26 protein-coding genes are annotated in these 21400 nt (G+C 65.8%); all 26 read right to left on the bottom strand.

Annotation, left to right across the window (positions count from 1 at the left end):
* The 26 genes from CRO48_RS14600 to CRO48_RS14475 all read right to left on the bottom strand — a co-directional run bounded on the left by CRO48_RS14600 (position 1) and on the right by CRO48_RS14475 (position 20872).
* Positions 1–1185 carry a TrbI/VirB10 family protein gene (locus CRO48_RS14600; protein WP_097140482.1) on the bottom strand — a complete coding sequence of 395 codons (1185 nt, stop codon included), beginning with the start codon at positions 1183–1185 and terminating at the stop codon, positions 1–3.
* Entirely contained in the window at positions 1182–2162 is a 981-nt protein-coding gene (gene trbG / locus CRO48_RS14595; protein ID WP_097140480.1) for a P-type conjugative transfer protein TrbG, read from the bottom strand. Before trbG ends, CRO48_RS14600 begins: the two co-directional genes overlap by 4 nt.
* Positions 2159–2848 carry a conjugal transfer protein TrbF gene (gene trbF, locus CRO48_RS14590; RefSeq protein ID WP_097140478.1) on the bottom strand — a complete coding sequence of 230 codons (690 nt, stop codon included), beginning with the start codon at positions 2846–2848 and terminating at the stop codon, positions 2159–2161. Before trbF ends, trbG begins: the two co-directional genes overlap by 4 nt.
* Positions 2845–4206 carry a P-type conjugative transfer protein TrbL gene (gene trbL / locus CRO48_RS14585; RefSeq protein WP_097140476.1) on the bottom strand — a complete coding sequence of 454 codons (1362 nt, stop codon included), beginning with the start codon at positions 4204–4206 and terminating at the stop codon, positions 2845–2847. The genes trbF and trbL overlap by 4 nt, the downstream gene beginning before the upstream one ends.
* Before the next feature lie 3 nt (positions 4207–4209).
* The gene (trbK-alt, locus tag CRO48_RS14580; protein WP_097140474.1) at positions 4210–4494 is read right to left on the bottom strand and encodes a putative entry exclusion protein TrbK-alt; all 285 of its coding nucleotides are present in this window, start codon (positions 4492–4494) and stop codon (positions 4210–4212) included.
* Between the two features lie 10 nt (positions 4495–4504).
* A complete protein-coding gene (gene trbJ / locus CRO48_RS14575) occupies positions 4505–5284 on the bottom strand; it encodes a P-type conjugative transfer protein TrbJ (RefSeq protein ID WP_047167729.1) in 780 nt (259 codons plus the stop codon).
* A gap of 5 nt (positions 5285–5289) precedes the next feature.
* The gene (trbE, locus tag CRO48_RS14570) at positions 5290–7740 is read right to left on the bottom strand and encodes a conjugal transfer protein TrbE (RefSeq protein WP_097140472.1); all 2451 of its coding nucleotides are present in this window, start codon (positions 7738–7740) and stop codon (positions 5290–5292) included.
* Positions 7741–7754: 14 nt separating this feature from the next.
* Positions 7755–8036, bottom strand: a complete 282-nt coding sequence (locus CRO48_RS14565) for a VirB3 family type IV secretion system protein (protein WP_097140470.1) — start codon at positions 8034–8036, stop codon at positions 7755–7757.
* Positions 8036–8368: a TrbC/VirB2 family protein gene (locus tag CRO48_RS14560; protein WP_097140468.1), complete on the bottom strand. Its 333-nt coding sequence runs from the start codon at positions 8366–8368 to the stop codon at positions 8036–8038. The genes CRO48_RS14565 and CRO48_RS14560 overlap by 1 nt, the downstream gene beginning before the upstream one ends.
* Positions 8365–9348 carry a P-type conjugative transfer ATPase TrbB gene (gene trbB, locus CRO48_RS14555; RefSeq protein WP_097140466.1) on the bottom strand — a complete coding sequence of 328 codons (984 nt, stop codon included), beginning with the start codon at positions 9346–9348 and terminating at the stop codon, positions 8365–8367. Before trbB ends, CRO48_RS14560 begins: the two co-directional genes overlap by 4 nt.
* A gap of 168 nt (positions 9349–9516) precedes the next feature.
* A complete protein-coding gene (locus tag CRO48_RS14550) occupies positions 9517–9966 on the bottom strand; it encodes a CopG family transcriptional regulator (RefSeq protein WP_097140464.1) in 450 nt (149 codons plus the stop codon).
* 4 nt (positions 9967–9970) lie between these two features.
* A complete protein-coding gene (locus tag CRO48_RS14545; protein ID WP_097140462.1) occupies positions 9971–11962 on the bottom strand; it encodes a conjugal transfer protein TraG in 1992 nt (663 codons plus the stop codon).
* A gap of 26 nt (positions 11963–11988) precedes the next feature.
* Positions 11989–13728 carry a relaxase/mobilization nuclease domain-containing protein gene (locus CRO48_RS14540; RefSeq protein ID WP_097140460.1) on the bottom strand — a complete coding sequence of 580 codons (1740 nt, stop codon included), beginning with the start codon at positions 13726–13728 and terminating at the stop codon, positions 11989–11991.
* Positions 13729–13971: 243 nt separating this feature from the next.
* Positions 13972–14751, bottom strand: a complete 780-nt coding sequence (locus CRO48_RS14535) for a lytic transglycosylase domain-containing protein (RefSeq protein ID WP_097140458.1) — start codon at positions 14749–14751, stop codon at positions 13972–13974.
* A 3-nt stretch (positions 14752–14754) separates the two neighbouring features.
* Entirely contained in the window at positions 14755–15102 is a 348-nt protein-coding gene (locus CRO48_RS14530) for a DUF736 domain-containing protein (RefSeq protein WP_045811420.1), read from the bottom strand.
* Between the two features lie 69 nt (positions 15103–15171).
* A complete protein-coding gene (locus tag CRO48_RS14525; RefSeq protein WP_097140456.1) occupies positions 15172–15717 on the bottom strand; it encodes a S26 family signal peptidase in 546 nt (181 codons plus the stop codon).
* Positions 15714–16235: a DUF2840 domain-containing protein gene (locus CRO48_RS14520; RefSeq protein ID WP_097140455.1), complete on the bottom strand. Its 522-nt coding sequence runs from the start codon at positions 16233–16235 to the stop codon at positions 15714–15716. The genes CRO48_RS14525 and CRO48_RS14520 overlap by 4 nt, the downstream gene beginning before the upstream one ends.
* Entirely contained in the window at positions 16232–16483 is a 252-nt protein-coding gene (locus tag CRO48_RS14515) for a hypothetical protein (RefSeq protein ID WP_047820995.1), read from the bottom strand. Before CRO48_RS14515 ends, CRO48_RS14520 begins: the two co-directional genes overlap by 4 nt.
* Positions 16480–17133 carry a ParA family partition ATPase gene (gene parA, locus CRO48_RS14510; RefSeq protein ID WP_097140453.1) on the bottom strand — a complete coding sequence of 218 codons (654 nt, stop codon included), beginning with the start codon at positions 17131–17133 and terminating at the stop codon, positions 16480–16482. Before parA ends, CRO48_RS14515 begins: the two co-directional genes overlap by 4 nt.
* Complete coding sequence (locus tag CRO48_RS14505; protein WP_097140451.1) at positions 17130–18290, bottom strand: replication initiator protein A; 1161 nt, start codon at positions 18288–18290, stop codon at positions 17130–17132. Before CRO48_RS14505 ends, parA begins: the two co-directional genes overlap by 4 nt.
* Before the next feature lie 18 nt (positions 18291–18308).
* Positions 18309–18590 carry a helix-turn-helix transcriptional regulator gene (locus CRO48_RS14500; RefSeq protein WP_012110094.1) on the bottom strand — a complete coding sequence of 94 codons (282 nt, stop codon included), beginning with the start codon at positions 18588–18590 and terminating at the stop codon, positions 18309–18311.
* Positions 18591–18726: 136 nt separating this feature from the next.
* Entirely contained in the window at positions 18727–19254 is a 528-nt protein-coding gene (locus CRO48_RS14495) for a DUF2285 domain-containing protein (protein ID WP_342588276.1), read from the bottom strand.
* Positions 19148–19489: a transcriptional regulator domain-containing protein gene (locus CRO48_RS32915; RefSeq protein ID WP_245423528.1), complete on the bottom strand. Its 342-nt coding sequence runs from the start codon at positions 19487–19489 to the stop codon at positions 19148–19150. Before CRO48_RS32915 ends, CRO48_RS14495 begins: the two co-directional genes overlap by 107 nt.
* Before the next feature lie 126 nt (positions 19490–19615).
* A complete protein-coding gene (locus CRO48_RS14485) occupies positions 19616–19876 on the bottom strand; it encodes a DNA -binding domain-containing protein (protein ID WP_097140448.1) in 261 nt (86 codons plus the stop codon).
* Between the two features lie 96 nt (positions 19877–19972).
* Positions 19973–20239, bottom strand: a complete 267-nt coding sequence (locus CRO48_RS14480) for a helix-turn-helix domain-containing protein (RefSeq protein ID WP_045811379.1) — start codon at positions 20237–20239, stop codon at positions 19973–19975.
* Between the two features lie 306 nt (positions 20240–20545).
* Positions 20546–20872, bottom strand: coding sequence for a DUF736 domain-containing protein (locus tag CRO48_RS14475; protein ID WP_041535876.1), 327 nt, complete (start codon positions 20870–20872; stop codon positions 20546–20548).
* Positions 20873–21400: the final 528 nt, after the last annotated feature.

The following is a 21400-nucleotide window of genomic DNA, read 5'->3' as shown; positions in this document are numbered from 1 at the left end:
TCAGCCTCCGTAAGGTTCGAGGACGAGATCGCGGGTGACGATCACGCGGACAGGGAAACCGGGCCGGATCGTCAGCGTCGGCGCGACGTTGAGCTGGCGCCGAACGATCTGCTGACCGGCATCATTGATCGTGTCCTGGCCCCCATTGCGGATGGCGCGCAGGAGCCGGTCCTGGTCATCGATGGCAAGCTCGGACCCGACTGACAGAAGCGTCGAGAGCCCCGCCGCTCTGGCGAGATCCCACCAATGGTAATCGACGCCGTCTTCCAGACCGGCATAGCCCTGGGTATCGGCTCCGGGCTGACGTTCGAGCACAATGGACCGGCCGTTCGGGAGAATGAGCCTGTTCCAGACGAGAAGCACGCGGCTCTGCCCGTATTGGACGCTATTGTCGTACTGGCCGATGATCCGGGTGCCTTGTGGGATGACGAGGATGCGCCCGGTCGGGCTATCGTAGATGTTCTCCGTCACCTGCGCGGTGACTTGTCCAGGAAGATCGGAGCGGATGCCGGTGATGAGGGCGGCCGAAATGACCGCGCCCGCCTGGAGGACATAGGGCGATGCGGGCGCCATGATGCGGTCGGCCGCAATGGTGCGGCGGTCGACGGGAGCATTGAGGAACGCAAGTTGTCGATCTTGAGCCGTCTCGGCACCAGGTTGTGTGCCAGCTCCCACGCCGGCAAATCCCGGGACATTCGGGCCAGCGGTCGCCGACGTTGCGGCCGGACCGGCCTGGAAAAACACTCGGCTGGTGCGTGCGGCCTCCAATTCCGCGAGGCGACGCTGTTCCTCGGGATCAGGCCCCGGCGCCGCCATGGCGGGCGGCACGACAGGATGCCCCTGATTTTGCGCGCTGATGATCGGGCGGCCGAGGTCTCCAGGCAGCGCCGGGCCGAGGACCGGGCCGGTGTAATCGCGTGGAAGGCCGGCCAGGCCATCGGCCGTGGTGCGGTTGTCAGTCGAATAGAGTTCGTCGGCGCTCTTGCCGGGATCTCGGGTCTGGAGCGCGTAGATGAGAGAGCCGCCGATACCGACGAGGGCAACTGCGGCGACGCCGGCGAGCACTTTGCGCGACAGCCGGGTGACACGCGGAGGTTCCGCCCGCAGGCGCATGGACGATGACGTATCGACGGCGGGCGTCGATTGGTCCAGCGGTTCGACATTGTCGTGGTCGGTGTCGCTCATGATGCAGGTTTCCCATCGGTTCGCACGATCCTGACGGTCTGCTGCTGCTTGCCGCTGCCGAGGCGCAGTTCAGCGGCTCCGAAGATGCGGTCAACGATCAGGATGTTTTGGTAGATGCGGCTGTTGACGAGCTGCGGCTCGCCGTCGGTGCCGAGGACAAAGATCGGCGGCATCTCGCCTTGAGCGATGCCGCGTGGAAATTCGACATACACACGCCTGCCGTCGTCATAGACGGCGACCGGCCGCCAGGGCGGCGTGTCGCCGGTGAGGCCGTAGCGGTAGTGACGAGCGGCGGCAGCGGGAATGATAGGCGTCGCAGGGACCGTTCCGCGCTGCGATGCCGGTAGCGCGGGATAAGCCCATGCAACGGCCGGCATATAGGGTTTCGCCTCCGCCCTCAGCTCAAGCATGTAGATGCGGCGGTCAGTCGTGATGACCAGATTCGTGGTGATGTCGGGGCGCGTCGGTTTGATGAGGATGTGGACGCGGCGCGAGAGGCCGGAACCGCTTTCGGTATCACCGATGATCCAGCGGGCGGTGTCACCGGCGGCGATTGGACCTGCGCCGGTCAGGCTTTCGCCCGGTTCGAGCGCGATGTTGGTGATCTGGCCGGGCGCGGCATAGACTTGGTAAAGCGCGCCCTCGCTCCAGGGATAGATCTGAATGGCGTTATAATAGCCCTCGCGTCGCGGTTCGACACGGGCCGCAGCATTGGCGTTTTCCACGCGGCCGCTCGGCGTATTCGCGACGGTTCCACCATGCGCGACCGTCCAGGCAGGAGGCGTGTGCAGCGGACGCGGCGGCTGTTCCGTGACCGGCGCCAGCACAGCTGGGAGCGGCGGCACGTCACTGTCGTAGCTGATGGTGGGTGGTTTGAAGGTCGCGCAGCCCGCCAGCATCGTTGCCGAGATCAGCATCATCGCCAAGGCGGATTTACGGAAAGCCTGAGAGCCGGACGTGCGCAGAGATGTGCTCATTGGGACATCTCCCGCGACCAGTTGATGGCGTTGATGTAGATGCCGAGCGGATTGGCGCGCAGCCGGTCTGCGTCGCGCGGCGTCTGGATGACGATGGTGAGGATGGCGGTCCATCGCTCTGTGCCCGCGAGCTGGCCATTCTCGTAACGTTTCTCGGTCCAGGCCACGCGGAAGGAATCCGCCGATGCGCGGATGACGCTCGAAACCTCGACGGCGATCTGCTGTTTGCCGACCTTGGTGAAAGGATCGTTGGTGCGGGCATAGTCGTTGAGCGCGTCGGCGCCGCGATCCGTGGTCCAGTCATAGGCGCGCAGCCAGTTTTGGCGCACGATGATCGGATCGGCCGGGATGCTTCTGACCTGCTCGATGAAGCGGGCAAGATGCCAGGCCACTTGCGGATCGGTCGGCCGGTAGTCGGCCGACGCCGGTGCAACGGACTGCGCCTGGCCGAGTCGATCGACCTGCACCACCCAGGGAACGACGGTGCCGCGCGCCGACTGCCAGACCAGCGCCGCGGCGAAGCCGGCCGACAGGAACAGCGAGCCGAATGCCATGATGCGCCAGTTCCTGGCCTGGACGCGGGCCGAACCGATGCGATCGTCCCAGACCTGCGCTGCGCGCTGATAGGGTGTTTCGGGTTCGGGCGATTTCCCATAGTGGGCGGCGGGTCGTTTGAAGAGGCTCATGAGCGGTTACTTTCGGAGAGATTGACGGAAGAGCCGCCGCCATGGCTGTCGCCGGATTTGACGGCGTGCGCTACGAGGGTGGCTCCGTGGCTGAGGGACTGATGGCGCTTCATGCGCTTGGCCCAGTCGGGCGGACCGTCGCGGGGCGCTGCTGCGGCGGCTTCGCCTGCGGAGCCTGAGCCGGGTATCGTGCTCATGGTCGAGGAGCCGCCCGTTGCGCCGAAGCCTGCCTTCGCACCTGCGGAGAAGCTGGACTTGACGCCTTCGGCGGCGCGCGCCGTCGCGCGTTTCAGGGGTGACACGGTGGCCGCTCCGGCCGCGCGGGCGACACTGCCGAGACCAGAGGCGACACCGGCTGCGCCGGACTGGCCGAGCGAGCCGACGCTGTAGGCCGCGGCGGCTCCGCCTGCCGCAGCCGCACCGCCCCGCACGGCGGCAGCGCCGCCGGACATCGCAGCCGCTCCTCCCTTCAGGGCAAGGCCTGCCGCGCCACCAGCTGCGAGTGCCGCACCACCGACGGCAAGCCCGGTGCCAACCGCCGCACCGGCGCCGAGTTGTGGTCCGCCGCTGACAAGACCGGCAGCAATGCCGGGGCCGAAGATGCCGAGCCCGAGCAGCGATAGCGCGGCAAGGACAATTGCCATGGCGTCGTCGATTGTGGGCGTTGCGCCGCCGAAGCCGGCCGTAAACTGGCTGAACAGCGTTGAGCCGATGCCGATGATGACGGCGAGTACCAGCACCTTGATGCCGGAAGAGACGACATTGCCCAGCACGCGCTCGGCCATGAAGGCTGTTTTGCCGAACAGGCCGAACGGGATGAGGACGAAGCCCGCCAGCGTCGTCAGCTTGAATTCGATCAGGGTAACGAAGAGCTGGATCGCGAGGATGAAGAAGGCGAGCAGCACCAGCGCCCAGGCGAACAGCAGGCAGGCGATCTGGATGAAGTTCTCGAAGAACGCGATCCAGCCCATCAGGTCGGAGATGGATTCGAGCAAGGGGCGCGCGGCGTCGAGCCCGGTCTGCGCGACCTTGCCGGGTCGCATCAGATCCTGCGCGGTGAAGCTGGTGCCGGAAGCCTTGAGGCCGAGGCCCGCGAACGAGTCGAAGACGATCTTGGCAAGGTTGTTCCAGTTGCCGATGAGATAGGCGAAGACGCCGACGAAGAGCGTCTTTTTCACCAGCCGGGCGATGATGTCGTCTTCCGCGCCCCAGCTCCAGAACAGGGCGGCAAGCGTCACATCGATGACGATTAGCGTTGTGGCGATGAACGCGACCTCGCCGCCGAGCAGTCCGAACCCGCTGTTGATGTAGGAGGTGAAGACCCCGAGGAAATTGTCGATGACACCTGCGCCGCCCATGGTTCACCGTCCTTCTGTTGTCCGGACAGCAGGCGCCGGGAGGCGACCGAGGAAGCGATCGCGGCTCTCGGCCCAGATGCGCATGCAGTCGGTATCGCTCGCCGCCGCCTGGCCAAGCTGCTGGCACCGGCGCTGCCCTTCGCGGAGCGCATCGCGCTTGGGTTCGACAGCGTGGACGCGCTCCGTTTCAGGGGCCGCGTCCTTCCGGGTCATCTCGATCGCCGTCGCCGTGATGGCGAACGATACGAAAACGATGGCGCCCAGCCGGGCCAGCATCTTGCCGTCCATGACCGCGACCTCAGTTGCCGTTACCGAACATCTGCGCGTTGCCGGGCTGATAGCCCGCGCCCGGCGTGAGGAAGCGGCGGCGCTGCTCCCGGCCTTGATCGGCCGCCGCCGCGCGCTCCGCGTCAGTCAGCGCCGTGGCCCGGCCGTTGGCGGAGATCAGCGCGATCAGGTCGGAGAGCTGCTGCGATTGCAGCGCGAGAAGCTGATTGCCTGCCTGTGTCGCCTGCAACGCACCCTGTGCGCCCTGGCTCTGGCTGACGAGGTTCGACATCTGCGTGCGATTGCTGTCGATATTGCCGACGACGCCGGCCTGAATGCGCATGGCGTCCTGCAAACCGCCGACGGTGTTCTGCCAGCGCGAGCGAGCGTCGGTGATGAGCTTGGCGTCCGATGACGACAGTGAGACGCTGCCATATTGCTGCTGGAACATCCGATCGACGTTCTGGACGTCGAAGGCGATGTTCTGCGCCTGGCCGAGGAGCTGCTGGGTGCGCTGGACGTTCTGCTGAATCTGTTGGAGCGCCGAGTACGGCAGGTTCGCCAGATTCTTGGCCTGGTTGATGAGGCTCTGCGCCTCGTTCTGAAGCGAGCGGATCTGGTTGTTGATCTGCTCGAGGGAGCGCGCCGCCGTCAGGACGTTCTGGGCGTAGTTGGTAGGGTCATAGACGATACCGCCGAAACCGAATTGCGCGTGCGCTGGCGCGGTCAGCACCGGCGATGCGGCGAGCGGTATCGCCAGGATGAAGGCCGCGAGCGACAGCGCGCGCGGGCGTGAACGAAGCGTATTCATGATCATTACTCCTTCTCGGACTGCTGAGGGGTGAGGTTCGTGAGGTCAGGGATGAGGTCTGCGGCCCACTCGGCGCCGCGCAGGCGCAGCCAGGCGGCGAGAAAGCCCTCGCGGCCATGCTCGGCGACTGTGCGCGCGATCTCGGACTGGTCGGTCTTGGAGGAGGTGGCGGCGAGCGCGAGGCCGACTTCGGAGAGCCCCAGCTCGAACAGGCGATTGCCGCGCCGCGACTGGCAGTAATAGTCGCGCTTGGGCGTGGCCCGCGCGAGGATTTCGATCTGGCGGTCGTTGAGACCGAAGCGCCGATAGATCTCCGTGATCTGCGGCTCGATCGCGCGTTCGTTCGGCAGGAGGAGCCTTGTCGGGCAGCTCTCGATGATGGCCGGGGCGATGTTGCTGTTGTCTATGTCGGACAGCGACTGCGTGGCGAAGATGACGCTGGCGTTTTTCTTGCGCAGCGTCTTCAGCCACTCGCGCAATTGCCCGGAGAAGGCATCGTCGTCGAGTGCGAGCCAGCCCTCGTCGATGATGAGCAGCGTCGGCGAGCCGTCGAGACGGTCGCCGATGCGATGGAAGAGATAGGCGAGGACGGCGGGTGCCGCGCCAGTCCCGACCAGTCCCTCGATCTCGAACGCCTGCACCGATGCCGAGCCGAGATGTTCGACCTCGGCGTCGAGTAGCCGCCCATAGGGGCCGCCCACGCAATACGGTCGCAGCGCCTGCTTCAGCTCGTTCGCTTGGAGCAACACCGTGAGGCCGGTGATCGTGCGCTCCTCGACCGGCGCCGATGCCAGTGAGGTCAGCGCCGACCAAAGGTGCTCCTTCACCTCGGGGGTGATCGCGATGCCTTCGCGGATCAGGATGGCGACGATCCAGTCGGCCGCCCAGGCGCGTTCGGGCGTGTCGTGAATGCGCGCAAGCGGTTGCAGCGCGACCGAGGAGTCCACGCCCTCGGTGAGATCGCCGCCGAGATCGTGCCAATCACCGCCCATGGCGAGCGCGGCGGCGCGGATCGAACCGCCGAAGTCGAAGGCGAAGACCTGGGCACCGGCGTAGCGCCGGAACTGCAAGGCCATGACGGCGAGAAGCACCGATTTGCCGGCGCCGGTCGGGCCGACGACGAGCGTGTGACCGACATCGCCGACATGGAGAGAAAACCGGAACGGGGTCGAGCCCTCGGTCTTGCCGAACAGCAAGGGGGGCGCTCCGAAATGCTCGTCCCGTTCCGGCCCCGCCCACACCGCCGAGAGCGGGATCATGTGGGCGAGATTCAGCGTCGAGATCGGGGGCTGGCGCACGTTGGCGTAAACATGTCCCGGCAATGAGCCCAGCCAGGCATCGACGGCATTGATCGTTTCAGTCATGGCCGTGAAGTCGCGGCCCTGGATGACTTTCTCGGCGAGGCGAAGCTTCTCGTCGGCAATTCGGGGATCGTTGTCCCATACCGCGATCGTCGCGGTGACATAGGATTGGCCGGCGTAGTCAGCGCCGAGTTCCTGGAGGGCGAGATCGGCGTCCGCCGCCTTGTTCGAGGCGTCGGTATCGACCAGCGCGGACGCCTCGTTGGTCAGCACCTCTTTCAGGATCGCGGCGATGCTTTTGCGCTTGGCGAACCATTGGCGGCGGATCTTGGTCAGCAGCTTGGTCGCGTCGGTCTTGTCGAGCAGGATGGCGCGCGTCGACCAGCGATAGGGGAAGGCGAGCCGATTGAGATCGTCGAGGATGCCGGGTGTGGTCGCGGTTGGGAAACCGACAATGGTGAGAACGCGCAGATGCGCCGTTCCGAGACGCGGCTCCAGGCCGCCGGTGAGCGGTTGGTCGGCGAGCAGCGCGTCGAGATAGACCGGCGTTTCGGGCACGCGGACGCGGTGCCGTTTGGTCGAGACGGTCGAATGGAGATAGGTCAGCGTCTCGCTGCTATCGAGCCACTGGCATTCCGGCATAAAGCCGTCGAGTAGCGCCAGCACGCGATCGGTGCGGTCGACAAAGGTGTTCAGGATTTCCTTCGGATCGATGCCAGCGCGTTCGCGGCCCTCATAGAGCCAGGCTTCGGTGCGCGCGGCGTCCTCGGCCGGCGGCAGATAGGTGATGGTGAGATAGTAGCCGGAGACGTAATGCGCGCCTGTTTCCTCGAAATCGGCTTTGCGCTCGGCATCGAGGAGCGCTGCGGCTGCGTCGGGAAACAGGTCTGCCGGATAGATCGACGCCTCGTGCCGCTGCGCCTCGACGAAGATGGCCCAACCCGATCCGAGACGGCGGAAAGCGTTGTTGAGCCGCCCGGCGACGGCGACCAGTTCGGCAGCGACCGCGGAGTCCAGATCAGGGCCGCGGAAGCGGGCCGTGCGCTGAAAGCTGCCATCCTTGTTAAGCACGACGCCCTCGGCGACGAGCGCGACCCAGGGCAGATAGTCAGCGAGTCGGGTTGCGGTGCGGCGATATTCGGCAAGATTCATCATGGCGATGCGCCTCCTCAGACGGACAGATGAGCGGGGATGCGCAGGTGGCGGCGGCCGACCTCGACGAAGAGCGGATCGCGCTTTGCAGCCCACACGGCTGCGATATGGCCAACGGCCCAGATCAGCAGACCGACGAGCCAGAGGCGCAGGCCGAGGCCCACGGCTCCGGCCAGCGTGCCGTTCAGGATGGCGAGCGCGCGCGGTGCGCCGCCCAGCAGAATGTGCTCGGTCAGCGCCCGGTGAACCGGGACGGTGAAACCCGGCACCGCGTCGAGTTGTTCGAGCGCCGCCGCCATCAGACGAGCGCCCCGCCGCCGAATGAGAAGAACGACAGGAAGAAGCTCGACGCCGCAAACGCGATGCTGAGACCGAAGACGATCTGGATCAGCTTCCGGAAGCCGCCGGACGTGTCACCGAACGCCAGCGCCAGGCCAGTGGCGATAATGATGATGACGGCGACGATCTTGGCGACCGGCCCCTCGATGGATTCGAGAATTTTCTGGAGCGGTGCTTCCCACGGCATGGACGAGCCGGAGGCATGGGCGGCGGGAACGAGGACGAGGTTGATGTAGGTGAAGGCGGCGGCCGTCGCGGCATAGCGGCGAACGCTCATCGTGGTGCGGATCATGTTGGGGCTCCTGTGCGGTCAAGGGTTGCGGGGGTGATGGCGTAGTCACCGTCCGGGCCGAGCCCTTCGACACGGGCGAGTTCGGCGAGCCGGCGCGCGGAGCCGCGGCCGGAGAGGACGGCAACAAGATCGATGGTCTCGGCGATCAGGGCGCGCGGGACCGTGACGACGGCCTCCTGGATGAGTTGTTCAAGGCGGCGCAGCGCGCCGATGCCGCTCCCGGCGTGGATCGTGCCGATGCCGCCGGGGTGGCCGGTTCCCCATGCTTTCAGGAGATCGAGAGCTTCAGAGCCGCGCACCTCGCCGATGGGAATGCGATCGGGGCGCAGGCGTAGCGAAGAGCGAACCAGCTCCGAGAGCGTGGCCACTCCATCCTTGGTCCGCATGGCGACAAGATTGGGCGCGGCGCACTGAAGCTCGCGGGTATCCTCGATGATGACGACGCGATCCGCCGTCTTGGCGACCTCGGCCAGAAGCGCATTGGTCAGCGTGGTTTTGCCGGTGGAAGTGCCGCCCGCGACAAGGATATTGGCGCGCGCCATCACGGCTGCGCGTAGCGTCGCCGCCTGGTCGGCGAACATGATTCCGGCGGCCACATAATCGTCGAGCGTGAAGATCGCGACGGCGGGCTTGCGGATGGCGAAGGCCGGTGCGGCGACAACGGGCGGCAGCAAGCCCTCGAACCGCTCTCCCGTCTCAGGAAGCTCGGCGGAGACTCGCGGGCTGCGCGGATGCACCTCGACGCCGACATGGTGAGCGACCAGCCGCACGATGCGTTCGCCATCGGCGGGCGACAGCGTCTCACCCGTATCGGCCAGCCCTTCAGAGAGGCGATCTACCCAGAGACGGCCGTCCGGGTTCAGCATGATTTCGACGACGGCTGGGTCTTCGAGAAAATGGGTGATGGTCGAGCCGAGCGCGGTGCGAAGCATGCGCGCACCGCGCGCGAACGCCTCCGGCTTCTGGCTGGTTGTGGTCATTTCGGCCCCGCTTTCTGACGGGGCTGAAAAAGACGGTCCCCGGATCGGGGTGATTAAAAGAGCCGTGAATCAGGCTGATTCAACAAGTATCGATCGTCGTAGTAGCGTGGCGTGCAAATACAGGAGAACGGCGGTTGGGCGATGCTATTGATCCACGCGCGCTGAAGCCTATGGATCGCTCTCTGTCGGGCTGGACGGCGACTCGCCGACATCTTCAACGATCTCCTGCCGAAGTTTCGGTCCCTGGGCCAAGCGCCGTCCAAGGGCCGCGATGAACGCCTCGTAGCGCTTCCCGACCATGGCGCGCGCTGCCTGGGCTGCGGGCTCGGGCAGCGCCGGCGTCGTGTTGAGCCAGAACCGGATGAATACGGCCATGGTCTCGACGGAGATCCCGATGTCGCGCTCCATGCGGTTGAGACGGCGATCGATCTGGTCGAGGCGTTTGGCGACCACGGCTTCACGCCGCTCCGCATCGTCCGGCGACAGGAAGGACGCGATGGCGGCCTCGGCGATCAGGGAGAGCGGTTGTTCACGTCGGCCTGCATAGTCCGATAGTGTCGCCATGATGTCGGGGTCGAGATATACGGAAATCGGCACCTTCTTCTTGCGTCCGGGCATGGTGCTACAGCTCCATGCCGTCATTGGGATCGAGCGAGACCTGGCGGGCAACGCCGCGCATGACGCGGGTCAGCCGCTGGTTGCGCGCGGCGTCGTCCTCTGTGTCGTCAGGCAAATCGATCTCAAACTCATTGTCGATCGGCGCCTTCTTTTCGATGGGGTTCACCCGGTTGAGTTCGGGCTGATGCCGACGTTCGGAGTCGGTGGAATCCTCTTCGTTGTCACCGCTCATCGTTGGCGCAGCGTTTTCGGTCATGTCCGGGCGCGCGGGGATCGGCAGCTTGCTCCAATCGTCGGGCCGACCTTCAGCAGGCCGCGCCAGCCCCGGCGGTGACATGATGCGTTCCTTGAAGCGGGCATCTTCATAGTAGCGCGCCTTCTTCGCCCGGATCGGCGGCGTCCCGGCGACCATGACGATCTCGTCGGTCGGCGGGAGCTGCATGATCTCGCCTGGTGTCAGGAGCTGTCGCGCGGTCTCCGAACGCGACACCATCAAATGGCCGAGCCAGGGCGAGAGCCGATGCCCGGCGTAGTTCTTCATCGCCTTCATCTCGGTCGCGGTTCCGAGCGCGTCGCTGACCCGCTTCGCGGTCCTTTCGTCGTTCGTCGCAAAGGAAACGCGCACATGGCAGTTGTCGAGGACCGAGTTGTTCGGGCCGTAAGCCTTCTCGATCTGATTCAGCGATTGAGCGATCAGAAAGCTCTTGAGACCGTAGCCCGCCATGAAGGCCAGCGCGGACTCGAAGAAATCGAGGCGGCCGAGGGCGGGAAACTCGTCGAGCATGAGCAGCAGGCGATGCCGCCCGGCCTTCGCTTGCAGATCCTCGGTGAGACGGCGGCCGACCTGATTGAGGATCAGGCGTATCAATGGCTTGGTGCGGTTGATGTCGGACGGCGGCACGACAAGGTAGAGCGTGGTCGGGAGCTTGCCGCCCACCATGTCGCTGATCCGCCAGTCGCAGCGCCGTGTCACCTCGGCGACGACAGGGTCACGGTAGAGGCCGAGAAACGACATGGCGGTGGAGAGCACGCCCGAGCGTTCGTTGTCCGATTTGTTGAGCAACTCGCGCGCGGCGCTGGCGATGACGGGGTGCGGCCCTGCCTCGCCGAGGTGGCTGGTCTTCATCATCGCGGCAAGCGTCGACTCGATCGGGCGCTTTGGATCGGACAGGAAAGCGGCGACGCCGGCCAATGTCTTGTCGTCCTCGGCGTAGAGCACATGCAGGATGGCGCCGACCAGCAGGGCATGACTGGTCTTCTCCCAATGGTTCCGCTTTTCGAGCGAGCCTTCGGGATCGACCAGGATGTCGGCGATGTTCTGGACGTCGCGGACTTCCCATTCGCCGCGGCGCACCTCGAGCAGCGGATTGTAGGCCGACGATTTGGGGTTGGTCGGGTCGAACAGCAGAACGCGGCCATGCCGGGCGCGAAAACCGGCGGTGAGCTGCCAGTTTTCCCCTTTGATGTCGTGGACGATGGCCGAGCCCGGCCAGGTCAACAGGGAGGGCACGACCAAGCCGACGCCCTTGCCCGATCGGGTCGGGGCGAAGCAAAGCACATGCTCGGGGCCGTCGTGACGGAGATAGTCGCGATCATAGCGGCCGAGCACGACACCGTCGGGACTGAGCAGGCCCGCGGCCTTCACCTCGTCCTTTCCGGCCCAGCGGGCGGAGCCGTAGGTCGCTGCGCTTTTTGCTTCGCGGGCGCGCCAGACCGACATGCCGATGGCGACGGCTATGGCGATGAAGCCGCCCGACGCCGAGATCATCCCGCCCTTGGCGAAGACCTCCGGCGCGTAGGCGTCGTAGAAATACCACCACCAGAAGAACGCCGGCGGATAGTAGATCGGTAGGCCGAACAGGGAAAACCAGGGCGCGCCGAGCTGTGCCTGAAAGCCGAGGCTCCATGCGACATATTGCGTCGCCGCCCAGGTGGTGAGCAGCACGATGAGGAAGACGACGGCGATCTGGCCCCACAGGATTTTGGTCGCGGACATTGCTGCGGTCCTTTCTTCTTAGGTGATTAGAGGCCGAGCCCCCGCTTGCGGCCGAAGCTCCAGTCGACACCGCCGTCGCCGCGGGCGACCCCGGAGACGTGTTTGCCGAGCTGGCTTTCGAGGGACGGCGACCAGGGCACGAGCTGGAAGCCGAGGCCGTCATCGATCATCGCGAAGCGGCCGGATGCGAGCGTCATGCGCTGGCGATAGGTGCCGGCGACATATTCGCCATTGCCGGCCACTTTGAACGGCCGGCCTGTCTCCTTCGCCAGCCGGTCGGCAACGGCGTCGACCTCGCGGCGGCGAAGCGTCTCGATCAGGTTGCGGCTGAAGATGACGCGGCGGCCTTGCTGCTCGGCGAGACCTTCGTGGACCAGATGCTCCGCCCGTTGTCGCATTGCGTGCCGCACCTCGGCGCCGAAGCCGCCCTCCGACATGGCGATGGGTTCGCGGGCGATGGACTGCCGGTCGAGCCAGGTCGCGCCCGAGGCGTTCACCTGATGCTGGAGATCGAGATCGGAGCGGACGGCGAGCGCGACGCGGCGTTCGCCTCTCGCATCTTCATAGGCGCGCAGCTCGACGATCGAGCCCGGTGCGCTGTCCCCCGCCGCATCGAGATGCGGCAAGCGGATGTGGTGGGTCCGGCCATCGACGCCGTCGACCACGGCGTAGGCCGTTCCCTTCAGCTCGTCATCGAGGCCGCGCTCGACCAGACGGCCGATGACCGGCACATCGAGACTTTCCCCTGCCAGGACATAGTTGCCCGAGCCGCGGTCGATACCGCGTTCGGTGAGTGCGCGGTGCATGCGCTTGATGATGTCGCCGCGTTCGCCGAGCTGGCGCAGCGTCACCTCAGCCTGATCGTCGATCATCCACTGGCCAGGTCCGACTTCACTGGCGAGGCCGAGGGTTGCGAGTTTGCGCAGGCGACCTACTTTCTCGACGGCGTAAGCGTCGGGCTGGCGGCCGCCTTCCGGGGCGACATCGATGACGCCGGTCTTTCCAGCGTCGCGGGCAAGCTGCCGATCAAGGTGCGTCCAGCGCTCCGCCTCGGTCTGGCGTTCGAGCGTGCGGCGAATATCGAGATCCGTGCGCGGGCCAAGCTCTTGTGTGATGAGGTCACGCGCGCGATCGCGCATACCCTCCTTGATGTAGTCGCGCGAGATCACGAGGTCCTGGCCGTCGTCGCGGACGCCGCGCACGATCAGATGGACGTGAGGATGCTCGGTGTTCCAGTGATCGACCGCGACCCAATCGAGCCGCGTGTCCAGGTCCCTTTCTATCTGGCCGACAAGATCGCGGGTGAAGGACTTGAGGTCCGACATCTCCACGGCGTCGTCCGGTGAGACGATGAAGCGGAAATGATGGCGATCATCCTCGCATCGCCCGGCGAAGGCGCGGCCATCAGCTTCCTCCGTTCCCGGCCCGAACAGCCGGGCCTTTTCTCCCTCACGGGTCACGCCATCGCGGCGGAGATAGTCGAGATGCGTGCCGAGCGGCGCGGTGCGGCCGGAGTGCCGCACGACGCGGGCCTTGATGACTGCGCCGCGCGTGCGCGCGGTGATGAAGCGGTTCGCCTGGATGCTGGCGCGCTGGCCGTGGCCGAAGCGCGAGCGATTGGCGGCAACGACGCGCCCGGAGCGCGAGACGCCGCCGCCCGCCTTCTTCGCGGCGGCCAGCGCCTGCGCGATGAAGGGCCGAGCCGACTGCGCACGGTTTGACCGGATGCGCCCAGGCCGAACACGAAACTCGTGGTCATCGGCCATGACGCAAGGCCGCAATGTGCGAAAAATCACGCTGATACAAGCAATTGGGCGTCAGGCGCACATTGCCGATGAGCACGGCAATGTGCGGAGCGCGCCAAAACCTCTTGCAAAAACAACCGCCCGACCGCCGCGCAATGTGCGGCCTTTTATCCTGCCATCGTGCGGTTGTTGTGCCTGCCTCTCCCCCTTGTGCCCTCCATGTCACGCCGGAATGCGACAGAGTGCGAAGGATACTTCCGCAGCTCATCGGGGCGTCCCCCCGTCAGAGCGAGCGACCACGATCGGGGCGTTCGAGTCTTCGGCGGTATCGGGAGTGCGCGCCGCGACGGAGGAGCGGCTGTCGTTCGACCGCGCGCTTTCCGATGGCGATGTTGCCGAACGAGCGTCGGCGGAACGCACGACGAAGAGCGGCGCTTCCCGCCAATCCGGCGGCGGTGGCGGCGAAACTGATGGCGCGCTCGCCGGCGATGGTGCGCCTAGCTGCGGAGCCAGCAGCGCGATGTAGGCCCGCGTTTCGGCGGGCAGGGCGCGGCCGGTCTGGACGTATTCGTCGTAGCGGCCAGGCCCCGCATTGTAGGCCCCCAGCATTGCGGGGATCGTGCGATAGCGGTCGAACATTTCGCGCAGGTAGGCAGCGCCTGCGAGGATGTTGTCGCGCGGGTCGTAGGGATCACGCCCGAGCCCATAGCGAACGCGAAGCGCGGCCCAGGTATCGGGCATGACCTGCATCAACCCCAGCGCGCCGGCCGACGATATGGCGCGCACATCGCCGGCGCTTTCGGCGCGTTTGACGGCGACGATCCAGTGTTCGGGAATGCCGAACCGCTGCGAGGCTTCGGTGACGAAGGCGGCGTGCGGATCGCCAGCGACCGTGCGCGCAGCCGACACGGACTGGGCAAGAGCGGCGTCCTGTGCGCCTGCTGCGAGGGCCAGGCCGGAAAAGAGAAGGAAGGCCATGCGCCGGACGGCGTGATGCCGCCCGCGCGCATCCCTACGGCTCATCGTTGGACGAGGACCGGACATCGGTCAGTCCTTCCCGGCGCGGTCGCGCGGGCGCGACCAGTGCAGCGACCAGGCGTTCCCGGCGTCATCGTCGCGGAACAGATTGGCGCGGATCGGCTGCGGCAGCGCAGGGTCGTCGATCAGTACGGCAACGTATTCGCCCGCGCGCTCGCCGGTGCGTTTCCAGCCCGCACCGATTTCCGGACCTGCTTCGGCTTTGCCATCGTCGCTGGCGTGAACGCGGTAATCCGGCGCGTTCTCGGCATCGGAGGGCTCTGCCGGCACGATGACGACATCGCGGAAGAGCGTGAACGTCTCCAGCTTGCCGGCGAAGCCCGTGTCCTGGCGCGTGAATTGACCAATCTGAGGCATGATGACTTCCTTTGCGGCGACGTTGGGAAAGCCATCGGTGGGCGCCGTCCCCCGCCGATGGCGAGGTGTTCATCGCGTCGGTGCGCGCCATTCGAAGCGGCCCGTTCCGTCCTCGTCGGTCCACAGGGGGACGGCGCGGCCGATGATCTGGTCGGTGGAGGTCAGGCCGAAATAGCGACCGTCCAGGCTGTCGCGGACCTGCCAGTTCATGAGGAAGACTTCGCCGGTCGGGATACGGCGGCAGCCCTGCCAGACCGGGAGGTCACGCCCGGCGCGATCACGCGGCAGCGCATCGCCCATCTCGAGGCCGTCGATCGTAACGGAGAGGTTCGAGCGGCAAACGGTCTGCCCGGAAACGCCGAGGATGCGCTTCAGCAGCGGGACGCCTTTGGGAAGATAGCCGCGTTCGGCCATGAAGGTCGCGAGCGGCTCGGGCGCATCGACGGCAACGAGATCGGTGACGTCGAACGGGCCATCGACGTCGATCGTGTAGAAGCCAATGGGGGCGCTCGCCGATGCGTTCCACAGGAACTTGATCGGCATCGGGGTGAGCGCCGGATAGCCGATGCCCGTGGTCGCGAGAGCCATGACGAGGAAGAGACCGGCGCGCGTCACGACCGCGTCCTCCGGCGCAGGAGGAAGGCGCGATGCTGGTCGAGCGTATAGGGGCGCGGCTGATGTCCAGCCGCCATCCGATTGTGGACGTGACGCCAGTGTTCCGGCGAAACGGCGTCCGCCTCGATGTCGATCGCTTCAATGGCATCGACGTGGCGCAGTACGTCTTCGACCTTCGGCCATCCGTCGATCCTGAGCAGGATTTCACCGCCCGGCCGGACAAAGGGCAGCGTCTGGTAGGGTTCTCCGGGCTCGACCGCGCGCACGATGTCGATGCGCGAGATGATCGTGCCGAAGTCGTTGGCTGCCCATCGCACGAACGCGAATACGGTGTTCGGACGGAAGGAGACGACACGCCGGCGGCGGTCGAGGATCTGTTCATGCGCCTCACGGCCGAACCTGATCCAGTATTCGATTTTCTTCTCGATCCACGTCAGTTCGACGTGGGTCATGCTGTCATGGGGGAGCGCTGACGGCAGCGGGCCGCCACGCATGCGGGGAGCCGCAGTGCCGGTCATGTGGGGTCTCCTGGTGTCGAGGGGAATTCACGCGCGAGCAGCTCGCGCAGCATGTCGGCGACGGTGACGCCGCGCCCGAACGCGGCGATCTTGATCCGTCCGCGCAGTTCGGGCGTCACATCGATGGTGAGCCTGGCGGTGAACGCAGCGACGTCAGCGGCGCGTGGTGCGTTGTCCGCAGCCTTGATCCATTGGTCGGGATCGGCGGGGCGCGAGGCGAAGCCACGACGAGGGGATCGTTCGTTCATTGTGCGCCCCCGTCGATCCGCAGACGCAAGAGTTCGTCGGCGAACGCCGCGATCTCGCGTGTGGCCGATGTCGCATCGTCGAGTTCGGCGACCAGGCGGCCGGTCTGCGCGGCGGCGGCGAAGGCGATGCGCTGACCAATGGTGGTGGCGAGAAGCGGAGGATCGTGATCAGCCAGCGTCTCGGCCGTCTCGCGGGCCAGGATGGTGCGCGCGCCGCAGCGATTGAGTACGAAGCGGGCGACCAGTTCCGGGCGATAGACGCGGGCTTCGCGGAACAGCGCCAGCATCTCGGCCGATGCCCAGCCGTCGAGCGGCGATGGCTGCACCGGGATCAGCACGAGATCGGCGGCGAGCAGCGCCGAGCGCATGAGAGCTGCGACACGCGGTGGGCCGTCGATGACGATGTGGTCGAGATCGCGGGCCAGCTCCGGCGCTTCGCGGTGGAGCGTGTCGCGCGCCAGGCCGACGACGCCGAACCGGCGCGGCAGGCCCTCATGGCTGCGTTGCTGAGACCAGTCGAGGGCCGAGCCTTGTGGGTCCGCGTCGATCAGGGTGACGCGCTGACCGCGCCCGGCGAGTTCGCCTGCGAGGTTGAGCGCCAGCGTCGTCTTGCCGACACCGCCTTTCTGGTTGAGGAACGCGACGATCATCGCGCACCTCCAGGCCGATCGAGGTGCGGCAGCTGATCGGGGGAAGCCGGTTCGCTCTCTTTCCGGCCCGTCTGAGCTGCTGGAGCACCCTTGCGCGGTGATTTACCGGCGGCGCGGAGGCTCGCTGCGGCGGTGCGGATGAGGTTTTCCACATCGCGCGCGCGCTCTTCAAAGTTAGATTCTTGGTTAGACTCTAAGTTAAGGGCACGAATCCGCCCACGATTTCCAGAAGTTAAGGCCGGACTGGGTTCCTGATGGCACGAGCCTCGGGTTCCCGATGGCACGATAGGTCGGGTTCCCGATAGCACGAGGCCGTCCACAGGTTTTCCACAGGCGGCCAGTGGTTCGAAAGCCAGCAGCGTGCGCCCGCCGATTTCCACTTCGAGCGACAGGACGTAGCCGGGCAGTGGTTGGCGCCGCACGATGTCGCGCAGTTCGAAGGCGAAGCGCTTGAACGGCGACAGGCTGCCGGATTTGAGGTGGAGGTGGCGTAGGTCGAAACGCCAGCCGCCGCGCTGACGGCCGCCGTGTTTGCGCACGATGCGGTAGAGCCAGCGATCGAGGCCGCCGGTGAGATCGAAATAGGCCGGATCGATGGTGAGGATGAGCGCGTCATCGAGGACGGCCTTGTAGAACCAGTCGGGGACGATCAGCTCGATGCCATCCGGTCGTCCTTGGCGATCCGTGCGCTCCTGCCACTCGTTTATCCACGAGAAGCGGTGACGGCGGCCTTCGGCGGGCTGGCGGATCGACGTCGAGATGGTGGTCGATTGCAGCCGGTCGAGCGCGGCCTTGAGCCGCTGATAGTCGCGCATGGATGTGCCGCGCCCGACATAGGTGAGGATCTCATAAGGTGTCGCCGCCATCAGACGCGAGGTGCGCAGGCCTGCGTCGCGGGCCTCGACGATCTGGCTGGCGGCCCAGATCAGGATGTCGGCGTCCCAGATCGTGGCCATGCCATGATCGGGAACGGCCTCTACCCGGATGGAGACGCCGCCCGCCGAAAAATCGATCGGCGCTATGCGGTGCGATTTCGAGAGGGAGAAGAAGGGATAGGCCATGAGATCCTGCGCGTCTCGTGGCGCGAAGTCGCCGGGAAGCGCGCGAAACAGGTCGAGCTGCCCACGCTCCGAAGGGTCACGACGACGCACCACCATGAAAGGGACCAGCCACGATCAGCGTGCGTATCGGCCGGCGATCTGGCCGGTCGGTAGCGTCTGGCGCTTTGCGGGAAGCACGGAGCCGCGCGGATCGGACGTCGAGGTCACGGCGCCGCGCTCAGCCCAGGTCTCCAGATCGTCGACCGAATAGACGACGCGCCCGCCGAGTTTGTGATAGGCCGGACCAGTGCCGTAGGTGCGATGCTTTTCCAGGGTGCGCGCAGACAGGCTGAGAAATTCAGCGGCTTCCTTGGTCCGCAGGTAGCGTGGCGGGAGCGCGGCGGTATCGGGTCGCATTGGGCGGGCCTCCGTTGGGTTGCTGGGGGCCGCTGGCGATCAGCGGCTGACAGCGACAACGGTGGCGGAGAACCGCCGGCGGGATGGATGGGGGACTTGGGATGGCTAAATTCCCCACCCCTGTCGGTGGCGCAGGCTAGGTGCGCCGACGATGCCGAAGCAGGTGCAGATAGCCGCCATCGATGAGGGCCAATCCGGCTTCGGCGAAGGCGATCACGGCATCCCGCAGCGGCGAGGTCTTCCACGGGTCGGTATCGATGCGCGCCGCGCCATAGATTGCGATCGCGATGTCGCGATAGGTCGCGCCGTTCATGCGGCCGTCAGCAGCACGAAGTTTGAGGCGAAAGCGGCGGCGCTGCTCGGCGGTCATGCGCGTGTCGCGCAATGACGGACGCTGGAGCCAGGCGCGCGCGAGGCGTGTCAGCGCATCGATGCGATCGAGGATGTCGTCATCGATGGGGACGACCGCCGCAAGCTGGTCGTGTGCGGATATGCCGGGTAGGAAGAGTAGCTGGAGGTCGTGCTCGGGAAGACCAGCATAGGCTCCTTCAGGGCCATCACGTCCCGCAGCGAACCTGTCGGCGAGGCGGTTTGAGCTGGACGGCAGAAAGCTCGGCCGCGCTGTCAGAAAGAGGACGGCGGGATCGCTCTGCGGCGACCACACCACCTGTTGCTGTAGGGCAGAACGACCTGGTCTTGCGGGGAAATCGCAACCCCCAGCGCTGCTGCCTGTCGTCTGGCAGCGGCTGAGTCTCGGCGCCAGCATCGACCAGACTGGCGTAATCGTCCTGATAAGGGCGGTATCTGCGAAGGCACTCCCAGGCGAGACCTTCGATCGGCAGTGTATCGAAGAAATCGTAGCTGCGGTCGTCTCGCCAGTTCGATGTATCGGGCCTCATCGCATCAACTCTCCCGCGTGGTGCGCGTAGGTCGAGCGTGTGATTTTTCGGGGCGCGACGAGGGTGTTGGAAGCCCGGCGGAGGGCATTGCATGATGTCAGAACGGCATCACGGTGGGCAAACCTCTCAGCGGTGAGCCGATCGCAAGAGGTGTCGATAGCCGGTGTGGGTCATCCAGCGGGCGCGTTCGAGGTGGCTGTCGTGGATGCGGCGGCAGCGTTCGGGTTCACGGGCGGGATCGAGGTCGAACAGCACGCGCACGGCTTCCTCCCAATGCGCGCCGTCAGCGGCCGCATCCAGCAAGCGCATGTATAGTTTGGCGTGCGACTTGTCGTAATCGGTGAGATCTTGCCCCGATGGCGCGAGGTCCTGGAATGGTGCGGTCATGGTGCAGACTCGGCGAATATGCGGTGCCCGTCTATTATCCATGTTTGATCCGAAATGGAGGCAGTGCGAATGATGAGGAACCTGGCTGCCCACAGGTCAGCGTAAGCCTGTAGATCGGTTCGGCTTGTTTCCGCGATCATCGACCAGCAGCACTCCTTGCCCTCGGTCGGTCGACAGGAAGACGATGCCGGCAGCTTCCAAGGCCCTGCGTGCCTGATCGCGCGTCGTCTCGTACACATCGAGCCCGCTTTCGGATTCGAGGCGCTTGAGCGCGGTCAGCGATAGGCGGGCCTTGTCAGCGAGCGTCTCCTGTGTCCAACCCAGCAACGCGCGTGCGGCCCGTGATTGTCGGGCGGTGATCATGCATGATCACCTCCCATCGCAACTGGCGCGCGCTCCAGAACTACGGCTATTTTAGTCGTATTGGCCCGTTTCTGCCAGCTCAAAGAGGTTGCCGAAGGGCCGTGTCGTGCTGGCGCCGATTTGCTGATTCGGGCAATCGAGGCGTTGTCGTCAGTGAAGTGAAGGTTCTGCGGGCTGGCTTTTGCAGTAAAGCTGGAGAGCGCGCCTTCGGTTTGACCCGACTATTTGGGGCACGCATCTGCGATCGGGTGCGATTTGAGCAGGAAGGCGGCCCCGACCTTTCGGCCGGGGCCTCGTGAAGCCGCCTCAGTCTGCGCGGCGGCCGTTGGGGCGGGACCAGATCAGCGAGTAACCTTCGCCGTCTTCGTCATCGAAGAGGTTGGCGTAGATCGGAGCGTTGAAGCTCGGATCGTCGAGCTTGAGGCCCAGATAGTCGCGGCCCTCGTTGGAGCGCTTGGACCAGGCGGCGCCGATCTCGGCGCGGCCGACCAGGACCCGGTGGCTGGGGGCGTTCTCGCCGCTGGCGCGCAGGTCGGGGACGATGCGCACGCCCTTGGCCTGGACGCTGAGGGTGACGATTTCGCCGCCGAATTCGTTCGAGCCGGTCTTCTTGAAGGTGCCTATGGTCGCCATTGTAAGTCTCCGTTTTCCGTTTCGAGCCCGCACCATTGCGGCCTCGATGGCGATCGACCGGACGGAGGCGAGCGACGACACATCGCTTGCGACCGCAGCAAAGCGGAGGATGGCGCAGGCGCGACTTTGTTGTTTCGCGAGGAATGACGGCGCAGCCGGCAGGGGAAGAAAGTCGGGGCCAGCCGTTGTGGCTTAGGCGCTCGAGGCAAAGCCGTCCTTCGGCCAGATCAGGCCATTGAAGAGGCCGTTTTGGTGCGGGTGCTGGAGGATCGACGGCGGAGACGGCGGAGACCTTCGCATTGGCCCGGGAAGTCCGATCGGCGATCACAGGCGTAGACCTCCCTCGAAGAGGCCTGCGCTGCGCATTTCGCCATTCCACCAGCTCTGACGGAACGCCTCGACGCTGAGGATCTGCCGGCCACGACGTCGTTGCCGCCCCGATGCGCTCCATCGTTCCGTGACAGGTGGGCGCAGCCGATCCTTCGCGATGCCGCTTCCCCATCGGGCGACCAGATGGCGTGGGGGACA

Source organism: Rhizobium subbaraonis, from assembly GCF_900220975.1.
Taxonomy (GTDB): Bacteria; Pseudomonadota; Alphaproteobacteria; order Rhizobiales; family Rhizobiaceae; genus Mycoplana; species Mycoplana subbaraonis.
The sequence above is the reverse complement of the archived record's forward strand: the minus strand, read 5'-3'. Positions and strand labels throughout refer to the sequence as shown.